General features: G+C 58.9%; 11 protein-coding genes and 1 pseudogene. 4 read left to right on the forward strand and 8 right to left on the reverse strand.

From position 1 onward, the window contains the following. Positions 1-1042: 1042 nt before the first annotated feature. The 3 genes from nifA (X744_RS152020) to X744_RS152010 all read left to right on the forward strand — a co-directional run bounded on the left by nifA (X744_RS152020) (position 1043) and on the right by X744_RS152010 (position 5426). Positions 1043-2809, forward strand: coding sequence for a nif-specific transcriptional activator NifA (gene nifA / locus X744_RS152020; protein ID WP_031260588.1), 1767 nt, complete (start codon positions 1043-1045; stop codon positions 2807-2809). A gap of 222 nt (positions 2810-3031) precedes the next feature. Beyond that, on the forward strand, positions 3032-4171 hold the full coding sequence (hisC, locus tag X744_RS152015; RefSeq protein WP_023760361.1) for a histidinol-phosphate transaminase: 1140 nt from the start codon (positions 3032-3034) through the stop codon (positions 4169-4171). 214 nt (positions 4172-4385) lie between these two features. Then, positions 4386-5426 (forward strand): LLM class flavin-dependent oxidoreductase, encoded by a 1041-nt coding sequence (locus X744_RS152010; protein WP_023736289.1) that lies wholly within the window; start codon positions 4386-4388, stop codon positions 5424-5426. Positions 5427-6016: 590 nt separating this feature from the next. Here X744_RS152010 and X744_RS152005 read toward each other — a convergent pair. The 7 genes and pseudogenes from X744_RS152005 to nifB all read right to left on the reverse strand — a co-directional run bounded on the left by X744_RS152005 (position 6017) and on the right by nifB (position 13124). Further along, positions 6017-7909 (reverse strand): ABC transporter ATP-binding protein, encoded by a 1893-nt coding sequence (locus tag X744_RS152005; RefSeq protein WP_023760363.1) that lies wholly within the window; start codon positions 7907-7909, stop codon positions 6017-6019. 22 nt (positions 7910-7931) lie between these two features. Next, a complete protein-coding gene (locus X744_RS152000) occupies positions 7932-9770 on the reverse strand; it encodes an ABC transporter ATP-binding protein (protein ID WP_031260589.1) in 1839 nt (612 codons plus the stop codon). 85 nt (positions 9771-9855) lie between these two features. Further along, a pseudogene (locus X744_RS12665) lies at positions 9856-10825 on the reverse strand (SIR2 family protein). Positions 10826-10858: 33 nt separating this feature from the next. Further along, complete coding sequence (nifT, locus tag X744_RS151995; protein WP_023678250.1) at positions 10859-11071, reverse strand: putative nitrogen fixation protein NifT; 213 nt, start codon at positions 11069-11071, stop codon at positions 10859-10861. Beyond that, the gene (locus X744_RS151990; RefSeq protein ID WP_023760366.1) at positions 11068-11388 is read right to left on the reverse strand and encodes a nitrogen fixation protein NifZ; all 321 of its coding nucleotides are present in this window, start codon (positions 11386-11388) and stop codon (positions 11068-11070) included. Before X744_RS151990 ends, nifT begins: the two co-directional genes overlap by 4 nt. 96 nt (positions 11389-11484) lie before the next feature. Further along, a complete protein-coding gene (locus X744_RS151985) occupies positions 11485-11679 on the reverse strand; it encodes a 4Fe-4S dicluster domain-containing protein (protein ID WP_023672218.1) in 195 nt (64 codons plus the stop codon). Between the two features lie 32 nt (positions 11680-11711). Then, a complete protein-coding gene (gene nifB / locus X744_RS151980) occupies positions 11712-13124 on the reverse strand; it encodes a nitrogenase cofactor biosynthesis protein NifB (RefSeq protein ID WP_245266717.1) in 1413 nt (470 codons plus the stop codon). On the opposite strand from nifB, the gene X744_RS1000000175290 reads away from it, so the two are divergent. Further along, positions 13039-13212 carry a hypothetical protein gene (locus X744_RS1000000175290; RefSeq protein WP_245266728.1) on the forward strand — a complete coding sequence of 58 codons (174 nt, stop codon included), beginning with the start codon at positions 13039-13041 and terminating at the stop codon, positions 13210-13212. The two genes, nifB and X744_RS1000000175290, sit on opposite strands and share 86 nt — an antisense overlap. A gap of 217 nt (positions 13213-13429) precedes the next feature. Here X744_RS1000000175290 and nifA (X744_RS151975) read toward each other — a convergent pair whose 3' ends face one another. Further along, positions 13430-15118, reverse strand: coding sequence for a nif-specific transcriptional activator NifA (gene nifA, locus X744_RS151975; RefSeq protein WP_023760369.1), 1689 nt, complete (start codon positions 15116-15118; stop codon positions 13430-13432). Positions 15119-15217: the final 99 nt, after the last annotated feature.

The raw sequence follows: 15217 nt of genomic DNA on the forward strand, positions 1-15217 counted from the left end.
CTCGCGCCTTGTTACATCTTGCCAAAGGAGAACAAGGCGAGCCGACAAGAACTAGGCGACGACAGCCCCTGCGATCGGCGTGAACCAGTTCCGTTTCGACTGTCGCAAGCTTGCTTTGCGAAGTCCGTTTCCGCCCCGATGAGACCAGGGAAAGCCGCCAACAAACGTCTCACTGTTGCGAGTCGCGGCCGGTCAGCCCACAGCGCGTTGGTGTGATTGTTTCGGCCCATTCGAGCGCACTGACGGTGAGCTTTCCTTGGTCGCTGCTAAAAGTCTTAGGCCATCCAGCACGCTAGCCTCGGAAAATCGAACACCAAGCGCCCGTTCGACAGTCCAGATCGGCCTCGCTCTCTTCGTTGACGCCGGACGACCAGGCCCTGTTGAAGCGGAGAATTGCCGTGCTCTTTGCAGCGCTCCCGCTGCATGAAAGCGACGTCGAGACGTAGAGATTGACGCCGTTGGTGCTGACCGCGACGGTGCGGTTCAGAAGTTGCGAGCACCGCCTACGAAGCCGTGCTCGACGCCAGCTTCCTTCACACGCGACACCGCTGCATATCCGAATGGTCAACTCGGGAAAAAAATGGCGGTTGCCGCAACCGACCAGTGTCGTTGGCAGTGATCATCGCTCCCGCCCCGTTCGCGGGCGCTGGTGAATGGCACGGCCCGGCATTTACCCTCGACGCGGTCAGCCGCTCGGGCACCGCATCGCCGGCTCAGGTATTTCTGCTTCAACGCAAAAATAGAACTGATGAATCCTATCATAGGCCGCGAGGTTTCCTTTCACAGATGAAAGAAAGCTCGATTGACTATCCCGCCTCGCTCCAGTCTTCTGAAAACAACGTTTGGTTGCCTTGGTGCAAGCCAATAGCATGGCCAAGCTTCGTGGAGGGAGAGCCAAGCGATGCGTCAGGGCTCGACCCGCTTTGCACTCGACCACACGGCGGCGGCACGAGTTCACGTCGGAGCATTTTCGCGCTTGCCCGCGACGTCGCGGGCGCACATGCCGCCAGGATACATTTGCTGGCGCCAGATCGAGGATCACATGCACCACAACATTCGCAAATCGGAACAAAATGCCAGCGAGTGCGGCATATCGCTGCCGGGTGCGATAAAGGGTTGTCCAAAGTCCGACACGAATCCTGCGAATGGGGTATTGCACGAGCGCGCGCTCACCGGAATCTTCGAAATATCGAAAATACTCGCCGATCCCGCCCGGCTCGAACTTACGCTGGCCAAGATCGTTGATCTCCTGCACTCGTTTGTGCAGATGCGGCACGGCATCATCACTCTCTGCGATGCCGAGGGCGGACTGGACATCACCGTGGCCAGCGGCTGCGACACGAACAGCAATGAGCCCTCCCGGTCGCGCTTGCCGCGCAACGCCATCGATCAGATTGTGACGACGGACACGCCGCTCGTCACCGAGGACATAGCGATGCATCCGGCCTTCACTGCCGCTGACATCGAGGTGCTTGGGGCCTCCGAGACCGTGTCGTTCATCGGCGTTCCCATTCGTGTTGATGGGAACGCCGTAGGCGCGCTGACTATGGACAGGGCTTTGGAAAGCAGGTCAAGCTATCGGCTCGATTACGATGTCCGGCTGCTCACTATGATTGCCAACATGGTGGGACAGACAGTCAAGTTGCATCGCTTCTCCGCGGGCGACCGCGAGCGACCGCCGGAGTTGGAAGATCGGCTGCAAACGAAATTTTCTGATGTTAAGCACCCTGCACCCCGGCGCAAAAAGGTTCATGTCGAGGGGATGATTGGTGACAGTCCCGCGATAAGCACGCTGCTGGAGAAGATCGCGGTCGTAGCCAAGGCAAAAACCACGGTTCTGTTGCGAGGCGAGTCCGGTACCGGAAAGGAGCTGGCTGCCAAGGCAATTCACGAGTTGTCGCCGCGCGCCAAGCGGCCCTTCGTTAAACTCAATTGTGCAGCGCTCCCAGAGACAGTTCTGGAATCCGAATTGTTCGGTCATGAGAAGGGTGCCTTCACAAGCGCATTCAATTCCCGCAAGGGGCGCTTTGAGCTCGCTGACAAGGGGACGTTGTTTCTGGATGAGATTGGCGAGATCTCGGCCTCGTTCCAGGCAAAGCTACTGCGCGTGCTGCAGGAGCAGGAGTTTGAGCGCGTCGGCAGCAATCAGACCATCAAGGTCGATGTTCGCGTGATTGCCGCCACGAACAGGAACCTGGAAGAGGCGGTTGCAAGGAATGAGTTCCGCGCCGACCTATACTACCGCATCAACGTGGTTCCCTTACTGGTACCAGCATTGCGCCAAAGGCGCAGCGATATTCCGCTCCTCGCAGCGGAGTTTCTCAAGAATTTCAACGGCGAGAACGGCTGTACACTCACTTTCGATCCGCGTGCGATTGAAGTGCTGATGAAATGTGAATTTCCCGGCAACATTCGGGAGCTTGAAAATTGCGTGCACCGGACAGCGATCCTGGCCGAGGGACTATCAATCGGGAGAAACGACTTTGCCTGCTCCCAAGGGCAATGCTTTTCCGAGGCGCTGTGGAAGTGCAGATCGGGCAAGGCCGCGCTGCAACCAGCGCCGATCCTGCCGGAGTCAGCGAATCCGGCCACGCCGCCGGATGGGGCAGCCAGTTCGGCCGCGACCACAGTCCCGCGTGCCGGCGCAACCCACCCAATTGGCGCGAGGACCCCCGACATAGAGCGCGTCATTGCTGCCATGGAAAGATGTGGCTGGGTGCAGGCAAAGGCAGCGCGCCTCCTTGGACTGACCCCGCGCCAGATTGGCTACGTGCTGAGGAAATACGGCGTCGAGATCAAGCGTATGTGAAACCGAGGAGATGAGCTGAGCTGCTTAGCGCCTTGGCGCAGCGATGCAGATCCGCGTCCGCGTCAACTCGATTCACCGAGGACAGCCTGGCCGAATTCCCATGTCAGTCGGCGTTGCGACCATCGTGTGAGAGGCAACGCTGCCATCGTCAATCCCGTCCGCCATGTTGCTCTCGTTGGGAGCTCATTCGGATGCCCTGTGCGACTGAAACGGAGATAAAATATGTCCGATGCAAAACTGCAAACTGTGCTTTCGGCTCTTCCGCAAGTGACGCGACAGTTAGATGCTCTGCCGTCCAACGGACCAGCGCCGGACGGAATTTTTATCAAGCTGAATACGAATGAGAATCCGTTTCCGTTGCCGCCAATCATCATGCAAAGTGCAGTGGCGGCCCTCAAGCGCCAGTATCTATATCCGGATGACGATAACATCAGCTTGAGGGAAGCAGCGTCCAGCACCTATGGCGTTTCCAGGGATCAGGTCATCGCTGGCAACGGGTCGTCTGAACTGCTCGGACTGATCTACAGAGCTTTCCTCGCACCTGGCGACAAGGTTGCGATGGTGTCGCCAGGGTTTTCGTTCAACCGCAAACTTGCCATGGTTCAGGGCGCCGAGTTTCTCGAAATCGGATGTCAAGCTCATTCCCTGCCAATGGAGCAATTGCTTTCCGGTCCGGCAAAAGACGCCAAGTTCATTATGTTGGCCAATCCAAACAATCCGACCGGAACATTCCTCCCGATAAGCGATATCGAACGCCTCGTAGCACAATCGGACCGCTTGGTTGTCCTTGATGAGGCCTACGTCGACTTTGCACCCGATCACGGCCTGCGCCTCATCAACCGGTATTCGAACGTTCTGATCTTGAGGTCATTCTCGAAAAGCTATGCCGCCGCCGGCATTCGCGTCGGTTTCGGCTTCGGTCACCCTGAAATTATTGGCAGGCTGCGAAACATCCAGAACGTCTTCAACATGAACGTCATCGGGCATGCCGTTGGTATCAGCGTGCTTGCGCATCGCGGCGCCTACGCAGAGAACCACAAGCACATCAAGTATGAACGAGAGCGAGTGACAGTCGCGCTGTCGCAACTCGGATTTTCCGTAACGCCCTCCCGCGCAAATTTCTTGCTGGCCCGTGTGCCCGCGGGACAGGACGGCTCATGGTGGCAAGCAGCATTTGAAAGGCAGAAGATACTTGTCGCGTTTTTTCCGGACAGAGGCTTGGAACACTGCATCCGCGTTAGCATCGGCACAAAAGAGCAGATGGATGCATTTCTTGCTGCCGCTGGCGACATTGCTGGAAGCTTAACGATGCCAAGCTCCAAGGGCAGGGAAGCGTCAGCCTCTGCTTCTTCGTTACGCTGACGCTAATCGGCGATCACACACATCTCTTCCGACTTGCTTGGTCATCCCAGCAANTTGCTGGAAGCTTAACGGTGCCAAGCTCCAAGGGCAGGGAAGCGTCAGGCTCTGCTTCTTCGTTACGCTGACGCTAATCGGCGATCACACACATCTCTTCCGACTTGCTTGGTCATCCCAGCAAGAGAACAGCCTGCTTTTAAAATCGGGGACTTATCGAGTGACAAACGTCTTTCCTTCAAACCTAGCGTTCGGCATCTTCGATCATCTGGACGAGGATGGCCGCGATATCGGCCGGCAGTACGAAGATCGCCTGATATTAGCAGAGGCGTGCGATCAGCTAGGGTTCTATGCCTATCATCTGGCAGAACACCACTGTACTCCCCATGGGAGAGGTCCATCGCCGAATCTGTTCTTATCGAGCGTCGCCCAGCGCACCCGGCGCTTGCGTCTCGGACCCTTGGTGATGCTGCTTGCGCTTTATCATCCGCTGCGTGCGTTCGAAGAGATCTGTATGCTGGACCAGTTGAGCGGTGGCAGGCTCGAACTGGGCATAGGGCGCGGTGCTCTCCCGATCGAATTGGGCTACTTCGGGATTGGTGCGGACGCGGTGCCGGGCCGTTATGCCGAAGCCAGCGAAATTCTCATGGAAATACTTGTTAATCCGATGAAGGTCGGCACGCTATGCTATCAAGGCCGCCATTTTGATCTCAATGACGTTCCTTTGACGCTAAGACCTCATCAGCGTCCACATCCGCCGACATGGGTCGCTGCCAATCGACCCGAGTCCGCAGCTTGGGCGGCTGCGAATGGAACAAATATCGCGTGTGTAGGACCTTCCTCTTCTGTTCGCAAAACTACTGATGCGTTCCGCGCCTATCGAGAGGACAACGCTGGCGCGGGGGATCAGGCGCAATTTATCGGATTGCTCCGCATGGTCGTGGTTGGGCGTTGTGACACACATGCCTATTCGCTCGCGGCACCTGCTTACGAACGCTGGCTCAAGAGCTTCCAATTCCTTTACGAGCTTAACGCTATCCCCACTCCACCAAACCTGCCGCTGACCTTCGATGCGGCAGTCGAGAGTGAATTGTGCGTGGTAGGATCAGCAGAATCTGTGCGAAAAGCTCTCTTAGGTCAGTTGGAAGAGGCAGGTGCCAACTACCTGCTTTGTCAACTGGCATTTGGAAATCTGCCGCTAGATGCTTCCCTGTACACCGCGACGACCATTCAATCCGAAATCATGGCTCGACTTGGCTGACCATGAAATTCGCGGTCACAGCGCTCCCTCACATCCACGTGCTCGAGCGTGCACGTGATGGGGACGGGCAATCGGGAGGGAGGCCAAACTGACGACGAGCCGGCGGCACAGAATACCAGCTTTGTGCGTTGGCTGGCGTCTGGGCCATCGTGTGAACCTGCACGATCCTAAGGAGATGATGGCCGAGCGCGTCACGATGCAGGCACGCGTCTGCTCGTCGCGCTCGCGCTAGCCGTTGCCCATAGCCCGCCGCAGAGGTTCTTCTCGCCTGGGGCGGCGTCGGTGCGGCGCCCCCCATCCAGCTTCATCAGCGGCCCGGCGGTAGCAAAGCCGCCACTCGCTACGGCGCTGTTGAGGGCGCGCTCGCGAGCGGCTTTGCTGCGCCCAGCCACCAACGGGAGCGAGCTCGCCCGATGATGGGGGTGCACCGCGGTCGGGATACGATGCTGGAGGAAATCGTTCGCAGCCGGTCTTCACGAACTGCGAGGAGTGCTTGTCCTTGAATGCTGCCTGCTGGCCGTCTGCGGTGGCCTGAGTGGTCCGCCGACACGCCCGAAAGTCAACGCCACTACCACAAGGCCGCCAAAAACTCAGGTCTGGGAGCCAGCTTGGACGATGGTCTCGTGTTCGGGAATGTCGTCGAAGGAGGCGTAGTTGAGATAGTAGAGTTTGGAATACAGGCCGCCCATAGCTATTAGCTCATCGTGGTTGCCAGTCGCAACAACTTGGCCATTCTGAAGCACGATGATGCGGTCGGCGCCCCGGATCGTGGCGAGACGGTGGGCGATGACGAGGCCAGTCCGCCCTTCAAGCAGCTTGATCAGAGCCTTCTGAATCTGCAATTCCGTGTAGCTGTCGATGTTGGCGGTCGCTTCGTCGAGCACGAGGATCTTGGCGTCAGCGACGAGGGCGCGGGCGAAACTGATAAGCTGGCGCTGGCCGAGAGATAAGTTGTCGCCGCGTTCGCCAAGTTGGGTCTCATACCCGTCGGCGAGGCTCATGACGAAGTCATGCGCGCCGACCGCCTTCGCCGCCTCGATCACCTTGTCGCGCGTGGCTTCCGTCTTCTGGTATCGAATGTTCTCGAAGACCGTCCCGGTGAACAGGAATGGCTCCTGCAGCACCATGGCGACCTGGCGGCCGAGCGATTCCTGGGTGAGGTCGCGCACATCATGCCCGCCGACCAGCACCTGACCCTGCTGAACATCATAGAAGCGGTGGACCAGGGCCATCGCACTCGATTTGCCAGAACCGCTCGGTCCAACCAGTGCGACCGTCTCGCCGGGATTGACCCTGAAGGAGACATTTTTCAGAACCGAACGGTTCGGATCGTAGCCGAAGGTGACGTCCCTAAACTCGACCGAGCCGTCCATTTCGGGCGAAAGCACCTCGGCATTGGGTTTGTCCTGAACATCGATCTTGACGTCGAGCACATCGGTCAGGCGCTTGCCTGAGGCCATGGCGCGCTGCATGATCGAATATTGCAGGGTGAGTGAGCGGATCGGGTCAAAGAAGCGCTGGATGTAAAATAGGTAGGCTACCAACACGCCCACATCTACACGGCTATTCACGACCATCGAGCCGCCGACCACAATAACGGCGGCCAAGGCGAGGCCGGTGAGGCCATCGACGATGGGCACCATGACCAGTGCATATCTGGCAGCGATCAGTTGGGTCCTGAGGTTGGCATGGGCCCGGTCGTCGAAAAGAATGAAATTCACCTGCTGGCGATCCATCGACTGTATGGTCCGCACGCCGTGAATGGCTTCGGCCAGCGCGCCATTGACGACGGAATTGGTTTCGTGTGCAGCCATGAAGGCGTCGCGGGCACGCGGCAGCCAGACAATGCGGACGATCACGAGGATCGGCAGAACCGACAGAGTCAGGAGGCCGAGGCGAAAGTCGAGCCACAGCATTACGAAAACGATGCCGAAGAGAAGTGCAACATCGCCTAGGGAATATACCGAGGTTTCCAGGAACTCCTGTATGGAGTTAACGTCGCCTTGCAGCCGCGACATCAGGCGTCCGACCTCAGTCTTGTCCATGAAAGAGAGCGAAACCTTTTGCAGATGGCCAAACATGGCGCGGCGGATGTCGAACAGGACAGTTTCGGCAATTTTCCCATCCAAGGTTTCCTGCATGTAACCGGCGGCGAAATTGACCAAAATCGCCGAAAGGAACGCGCCGACGGCCGCAAGCTGGGCTGAGCGATCGCTCGCTGCCGGGTTCATGCCCTGGTCGATCGCGTAGCGGATGATCAAGGGGATGAGAAGCTGCGTCCCGGTGAAGATCAACATCGCGACAATCGTGACAACTACCTTTGCCCGATAGGGATGGACGAAGCCCCAGATCCGGCGGAGGATGCTCTTGTCGAAAGCCCGGCCGAACATCTCCTCCTCGATCCGGTGCGAGCCGACGACCGCGCGCGGAGGGCGTCTGCCGTCGTCACGTTCGGCTTCGAGTTCGCCGGGGCCCTGGTCCATCAGCGGGCGCCCCCATACTGGGTCATATGCTATCACCTGGGCGCGTCTGGAGATCGTAAAGGGTCCTGTAGCGTCCCCGCTTCGCCAGAAGCTCTTCATGCGTGCCGCGTTCTACGATTTCGCCGTTATCGACAAAAAGGATCTGATCGGCATGCATAAGCGCACTCAGCCGGTGCGCGATGATGATCGTCACCCGATCCTTGGCGAAGCGCCGCGTCGCCGCGCGAATGCGCTGCTCGGTGCCGGCATCGATCGCGGCCATCGAGTCGTCGAAAACGACGACAGAGGGGCGCAGCATCATGGTGCGAGCAATCGTGAGACGCTGGCGCTGGCCGCCAGAGAGAGAGACGCCGCGTTCGCCCACGACCGTCTCATACCCTGCTGGGAGCCCGAGGATGTAGTTGTGGAGCTGGGCGAATTCGCCAGCGCGTTCAATTCGCTGTCTCTTCGCCCAGGGGTCGCCATAAGCGATGTTGTTCTCAATCGTGGTGGTGAACAGGAACGCATCCTGCTGTACAACGGCAACCGCCTTGCGAAGGCTCTCGAGGGTGACATTGCGTATGTCCTGGCCGTCCAACGTGATGGCGCCACCGGTCACGTCGTAAAAGCGGGGGATCAGATGAGCCATCGTCGATTTGCCGGAACCCTGCGGACCGACGATCGCGATCGTCTCGCCTCTCCGGGCCTCAAAGCTGAGGTTCTTCAGAATGGCGCGGTTTTCGACATTGGGGTACGCAAATGAGACATTGTGGAAGCGCAGAGTGCCGTCGCTTATCTCAAGCGGTCTGGCCTCGAGAGCATCCCTGATGGTGATCTCCTGATCGAGGAGACCGAAAAGCCGCGAACCGCAGCTGGAAGCGCGGGCAAAGGCATTGACCATGAGGCCGATCTGGCGGACTGGCATTTGCAGGATGGTCATGAAGGTCAGGAAGGTCGCCATCGTTCCGACGCTGATCTCGCCAGCGATGAGCTTGTTGCCACCGATCCAAAGCACCAATCCCATTGCGAAAAAGAAGGACAAGGTCATCGCCGACGTGCTGGGTACGTAGATGTCAACGAGATCGTTGGCGAGGCCGAGCGCGGTCTTGGAAGCGCGGTCGAACTTCAGCATCTCATAGGATTGAGCCGCAAAAGCGCGGACCACGCGGATGCCTGCGAGATTTTCCTTCATCACGCGGCTTAGTACCGAAAGGCGCTCATAGAGGTCGAGCCAGGTGGCGCGCAGCCTAAGCTGTGTGGTCGATGAGCGCCAGGCGACAAAAGGCACGAAGCTCAGCGCGACCAGGCCGAGCATGAGATCGATCGAGATCATCATGTAGGCGCCGATCCCGATCAGCATGGTGAGCAGGACCACGCGAACGAGCGCGGTGGAAAAATACATCCGCACCCCTTGGAGATCGAGCATTCCGATGGTGATCAGATCGCCTGAATGGACCCGATCGTGAAAGGAAAAGCTGAGACGCTGGATCTTGTCGTAGTAGGCGAGCCGCAGTTCGTACGCGACATGATGCCCGACGGCTTCGGCAAAATAGTTCTGCGCCATCGTGAAAAGGCCGCGTAGCGCGCTGACGGCGAGCAGCAGGAGAGCCGGGGTCCAGAGCGCTTGCCCTGCCGCGCTCCCGCCGCCCCCGATGGCTGTCTGGGCCTGGTCGACAGCCCGGCCGAGAAGCTGGGGAATGAGCAACTGGAGGATTGCCGCCATGATCGTCGAGCCCATAGCGAAGGCGACCTGCCAGGGATGCCGAAAATTCATACGCGTAATGCGCAACAGCGTACTCAAATCCCGGCCCCAGCGCGCCGCTTCAACATGGGTCAACGAATTCAGAGCGTTCGTTGCGCTGCCGACAGCATCACTGTTCACGGGTGTATTCCCGACTGCATTTTGCGCCTTCGTGGAAAGCCGAAGGACGCATCATCAAAGGCATCCGCCATTGTTAATCCCGTCCTCAACCTGCAGCCGTGCCCGTTCCCAGAAGCCGAGCCGCCGCTTCACCTACTGGCATGTCGATCACAGTGATTCCGCTCGCCGCAAGGAAACGCGCTTCGTTTCTGGTCAGGGTTTCCGCGTCCATTACGGTGCAATAGGGACCGCGGGAGCGCTTCATGATCTGTCTGGCGTAGGTGCGCAGCATCTGATCGTTGAAGCGGCAGCCAACGNTAGGGACCGCGGGAGCGCTTCATGATCTGTCTGGCGTAGGTGCGCAGCATCTGATCGTTGAAGCGGCAGCCAACGAAGAAAAATCCACGGGTGATGCGCCGTTCCTTCACCACGTCTGGGATCGGTGTCTGGATATCAATTTCGGTCAGGACTTCGACATAGTCGGAATCTGCGACAAGAAAGTTTTGCGCGGGCCTACTACTCCCGTGAGGTGCATAGAGGACCGTCTTTGCCCCCGATCGGGCGTCGAGCTCCCTCCCGGACAAATCGTAGGTTTTTGTCCAAATGTTGCCGATTTCGTTCGCCCGCGTGACGCCTTGTATCTCAACGACGTCCGTTCGGCCGGTCTCCACGAGAGCCGTGCGCATCGCGCTGTCATACCAGCTGTCGATGATGAGGGAGAGCGGCAGCCTTGCGAGCCAGGCGTGGAGGAGGGTTGGCCTCACCGGCGCTGCGAATATCTCGGTCATCCAAGCTTGAAGCGTCCGGCGATGCCGGCGCTGTTCGATGAACTGCGCAACCGACCACATATTGGTGCGGATCCTGGAAGGGGCGGGCGCCCGTGCATTGAGTGCCGCGGCAACGACCTCCGGAGTATGCGGCACTGGCGGTTCCGCACAGTTGAACCCAAGAAGACCCGGACCGAGATAGGGGATCACCTCATCGGCGGCGAGCGCTTCCTTCGCCAGGTCAAGCAGCTTATCGGCAAAACTGTCCCGCACGATGACGAGGTGGTCCGATGTCAGGATCGTGTTCATGCTCGTTTCCTCGCGACGCACCTAGGGGCAGCATCAGTCCTCTTCGGAAACCTTCCTTGCCTCGACAGTGATCGGCAGACGCGTATCCCGTGGAAGATCGGGTAAGAGGAGCCGCCACCCGTTCCTGAGCGTGACCGTTCCGCCCCACAACTCTTCCTTCTCGAGCTTGATGATCGGCTCTTCGAGGTCTTTTTTGGGGACATACGCCGACAAGCCAGCATCGGTCCTGCGGATCATGACTTTCATCTGGCCGTCCCTTCATTGGAATTGCTTTCAGCACTGCAGGACGCCTCGGCTTTGTCGAGGCTCATCAGTTCACGCGCTCGCATGCCGACGACGGTGCCACGGTCGATCCACTCGACCGCATAGATGAAGAACTGCTGGAGAAAGGTGCCGATGTCGCGCACATATCCCTCGTCTCCCTTGCGCACGAGATTTTCCCCGATCTCCCTGCCGGGATAGGTGCCGTCATTCTTTATGTGGCGAGTGGCACGTACCCGCTCTCCCGGCATGAATCGTGGAGGCCTGCGGATTTCGATCTCCTCTTCGCGTCCGAGCGACATGTCCGTTCCCTGATTTCTCGTGAGGCTGCAGATTGTGAACAAGGCGCTCCTGGCGTGCTGCGTAGGCAGCCCCAACCATGTCGGCAGCCCATGTGGTCACGCAGGAACGCAGGTCTTCGGCACCGGGCATACCGAGGCACATTGCTGCGCATCGAAGACCCCCTCGCATTCGGTGCACTTCTGTGACTCGATCACGTAGCTCTCGCCTTTGAACTTGATCGCGCCGGAAGGACATTCGAATTCGCACGCGCCGCATTGGGTGCATTGGGATGCGATGATCTTGAAAGCCATTTTAACTCCTGGTCCGAATGAAATGAGACAGCTCAGGCTGTCGCCGCGAGTGCGGGGGCCCCTGACGTGGCGGTGTAAATCGCGCTGATGGCCGTCTCGATATAGTCATGGGCATAAGCACCGGTCGCTTGGATTCCAGCGTCCGCGAGCTGATCCTGCGGGCAAGTTCCAATCCTGGCGCACAGCACGATATCTATGCCTTGAAGCGCTGCGATGATGCCATCGAGGGCGGCTTCCTCGCCCCAGCCGCCGAGGCAATACTTCTCCACCTTCCGATGCCCGACAAAGCTGATCCCTCTCGGCGAGGCTTCGTAAACCTGGAATTCCTTCGCATGGCCGAAATGTTCGTTGACGCGGCCGCCGCCCTTGGTCGCCACCGCGAACAGAAGGGACTTGCCGGGGCTCGCTGCCTTGACCAATCCGATCGCTTCTCTCCTAGCCGCGACGTGATCACGGCGCTCCTGCGCGACCAGCTCCCGATAAGCCTTGTGTTTGCTGGCATCGTAGGTGACCTCGCCGGGAATCCGGTCGACTGTGAATTCCTGGCCACGATCCTCTCCGAGCAGGCCCACGGCATCTGCCCGGCACTGCCGGCAATGGCGCATCAACTGGGCGCCGCCTTCGACACGATCCTGAAGAGCTTTCATCTCCATTGCGTTTGGGCCGCGCTGCCCGCTCAGTCCGTAATGCGTGCCGTGTGCCGGGTCCGAAATCAGCGGCATGAGGTTGTGCAGGAACGCGCCTCGCTCCTTGACCCATCTATTCACCTCGATCAGATGCTTATCGTTCACGCCAGGAATCATCACCGAATTGATTTTGGTGAGGATGCCGCACGCGGTCAGCATCTCCAGGCCCAACATCTGCCGCTCGTGCAGGATCCGGGCGGCTTCGATGCCGACGTAGCGGCGATGGTCGTAAAAGATCCAAGGATAGATCTTTGCACCAATCTCAGGGTCGACCATGTTGATGGTGATCGTCACGTGATCGACATTCATGTCAGCAAGCTCATCGACACGGTCCGGCAGCGCGAGCCCATTCGTGGAGATGCAAAACTTGATGTCTGGGATTTCCCTGGCAACCCGCGCGAAGGTTGCCTTCGTCTTCTTCCAGTCGTAACAGGCATCGCCCGGTCCGGCGATGCCGAGCACGGAAAGCTGCGGCACCTCGTTGGCGACCGCGATCACCTTGCGTAGCGCCTGGTCGGGCGTCAGCTTTTCAGAGGCCACCCCAGGCCGGCTTTCGTTGGCGCAGTCATATTTGCGATTGCAGTAGTTGCACTGGATGTTGCAGCCCGGCGCGACCGCGACGTGCATGCGCGCGAAATAGTGATGCGCCTCTTCTGAAAAGCAGGGGTGATCCTTGATCTTCTCCCAGACAGCCGGATCCGGCTCGTCGGGCTTTGTCGACGAGCCGCAGGACGAAGACGCGCAGCCACCGGGTTTCATGGTGCCAAGCAACTGGTCACCGAATGTCGTGCTGAGGCTCTCAAGCGAAATTGCCGGTGCAGACATGAACGGCTCCGTTGCTGCGTGATGTCGCAGTTCAAAGCGCAAGAGCTATGCCAGCTCAAAGAGCTGTTTCGGTTCACGAATAGGCTTGTTGTGTCAGATTCCTTCGGATTGCTCCGACACACCTTTGTCGGGCTTACGACAGTGGACAAGCAAATAGGGTCGCGAGGCTAGCAGCCTCGGGCGCGCAGAGTGTGAGCGAGACCACTCCGGGCTGCTTACGGTTGACGTCATCACGACGTCTAGAATTTCTTCACCACGATACCATGCCGGCGCAGGGCGTAGCCGACTTGCCGCGGCGTGAGGCCGAGGATACGAGCCGCCCTGGCCTGAACCCAACCGGCCTTGTCCATCGCGTCGATCACCCGGTCGCGTTCCGCCAGACGCGGGGGACAAGCGGGATCGTTCGGATCGCCGGGCGTAAGGGGAGATATCTTGCCTGCGGAGGCACCGATGCAACTGGCCGGCAGCCGCGATCCGACCGGCACTGCGTTGACCCGTGCGAGATCGTCGATGGCATTGCCGCCATTCGAGCGGTCGGCTCGCTTCCAGAGGAGCCAGGAAAGGCACTGGCCCTTCTTACAGGCGAAGTCGGATGGAGTGATCGTCCTTGAGCGCGCAAGTGTGGCCGTCCTTTGGACGCAGTTCTCCAGCTCGCGGACGTTACCAGGGAAGTAACATTGCGAGATCAGGTCAAGCGCCGGCGCCGCGAAGGCTAGTGCGCGATCGTTCTCCTTGTTGAACCGGTTGAGGAAGGCGTTCGCAAAGCGTGGAATATCGCCGGGTCGCTCTCTGAGCGGAGGCAGGATAATTGGCACGACATTGATGCGGTAATAAAGGTCGGCCCTGAACTCCCCTTTTATGACGGCCGTCTCGAGGTCCTTGTTGGTGGCGCATATGAGGCGCACGTCGACCTGTAGCGTTTTGGTGCCGCCGACTCGCTCCAACTCGCCTTCCTGCAAGACACGCAACAGCTTGGCTTGAAAGGCCGGCGAAATCTCGCCGATTTCATCAAGTAGCAGCGTTCCCTCATTTGCCAATTCAAAACGACCGGCGCGCTGGGAGATAGCACCCGTGAAAGCGCCCTTTTCATGCCCAAACAGTTCTGACTCCAGAACGCTTTCAGACAGTGCGGCGCAGTTCAATTTGACGAAAGACTTCTTCCTCCGACGTGAGAGCTTATGGATGGCCTGCGCAAAGAATTCCTTGCCGGTGCCGCTTTCACCCCGCAGAAGCACGGTGGAATTGGTCCCTGCTACGACCGAGACGGTTTCGAGCACCTGCTTGAGTGCGGGGCTTTCCCCGATGATCCCGTCGATTTTGGCATCCGCATGCCGGGCAGGGTCGTAGGTCCTCCCCTCGTTGGGCGATTTCTCCGGTCCCGATTGCTCATGGCCACACCGCTGACGATCTGTACTCAGGGCGCGATGGAGGCGGATGGTCCGGCCGACAAGGTTGGCGACCATCGTCAGGAAATAAATGTCCTCGTCGTCGCGAAAGTCGGTGGCGCCGTCTCCGGCGCGGTCGATCGACAATGTCCCAAGGATATCATGATCAGCCTTTAGCGGGATACCGATAAAGGCAATTGGGATGGTTCCGATGCTCGAAGACGTTTGAAGGTCAGCCTGAAATAGTTGGGACTTGCGCACGTCCGGTATGAAGAGCAGCGTCCCCGTAGCGACGATTTGATCTGTTACGGCCTGTGGTATGACGCGGCGAGTGCCTGATTGACGTACGTGGGTATTGCCGGCAGTCGCGGCAATCTCCAGCTCTCCTTCAGCGTCCAGGACGACGATTGCTCCGTGACGCATCTGCAGAAATGAAGGCAGGACGTTCACGACATTGGCGAGCGTAATCTCCAGCTCGCTGGGGGCGGTCAGCACCTTCGATATCTCGTAGAGTCCTCTGAGCGCGATATCTGATTGGGGCATGCTTTTGATGGGCGGTTCAGGGCGGGTCTCCCGAGGTCCAACCTCGTCGACCCGATCTTGCGGTCCGTGGGTCATGGAAACACCTCAGGGGTTGTCGTC

Origin of the sequence: Mesorhizobium sp. LNHC252B00 (genome assembly GCF_000502955.1) — a bacterium.
In the GTDB taxonomy this organism is placed as follows: domain Bacteria; phylum Pseudomonadota; class Alphaproteobacteria; order Rhizobiales; family Rhizobiaceae; genus Mesorhizobium.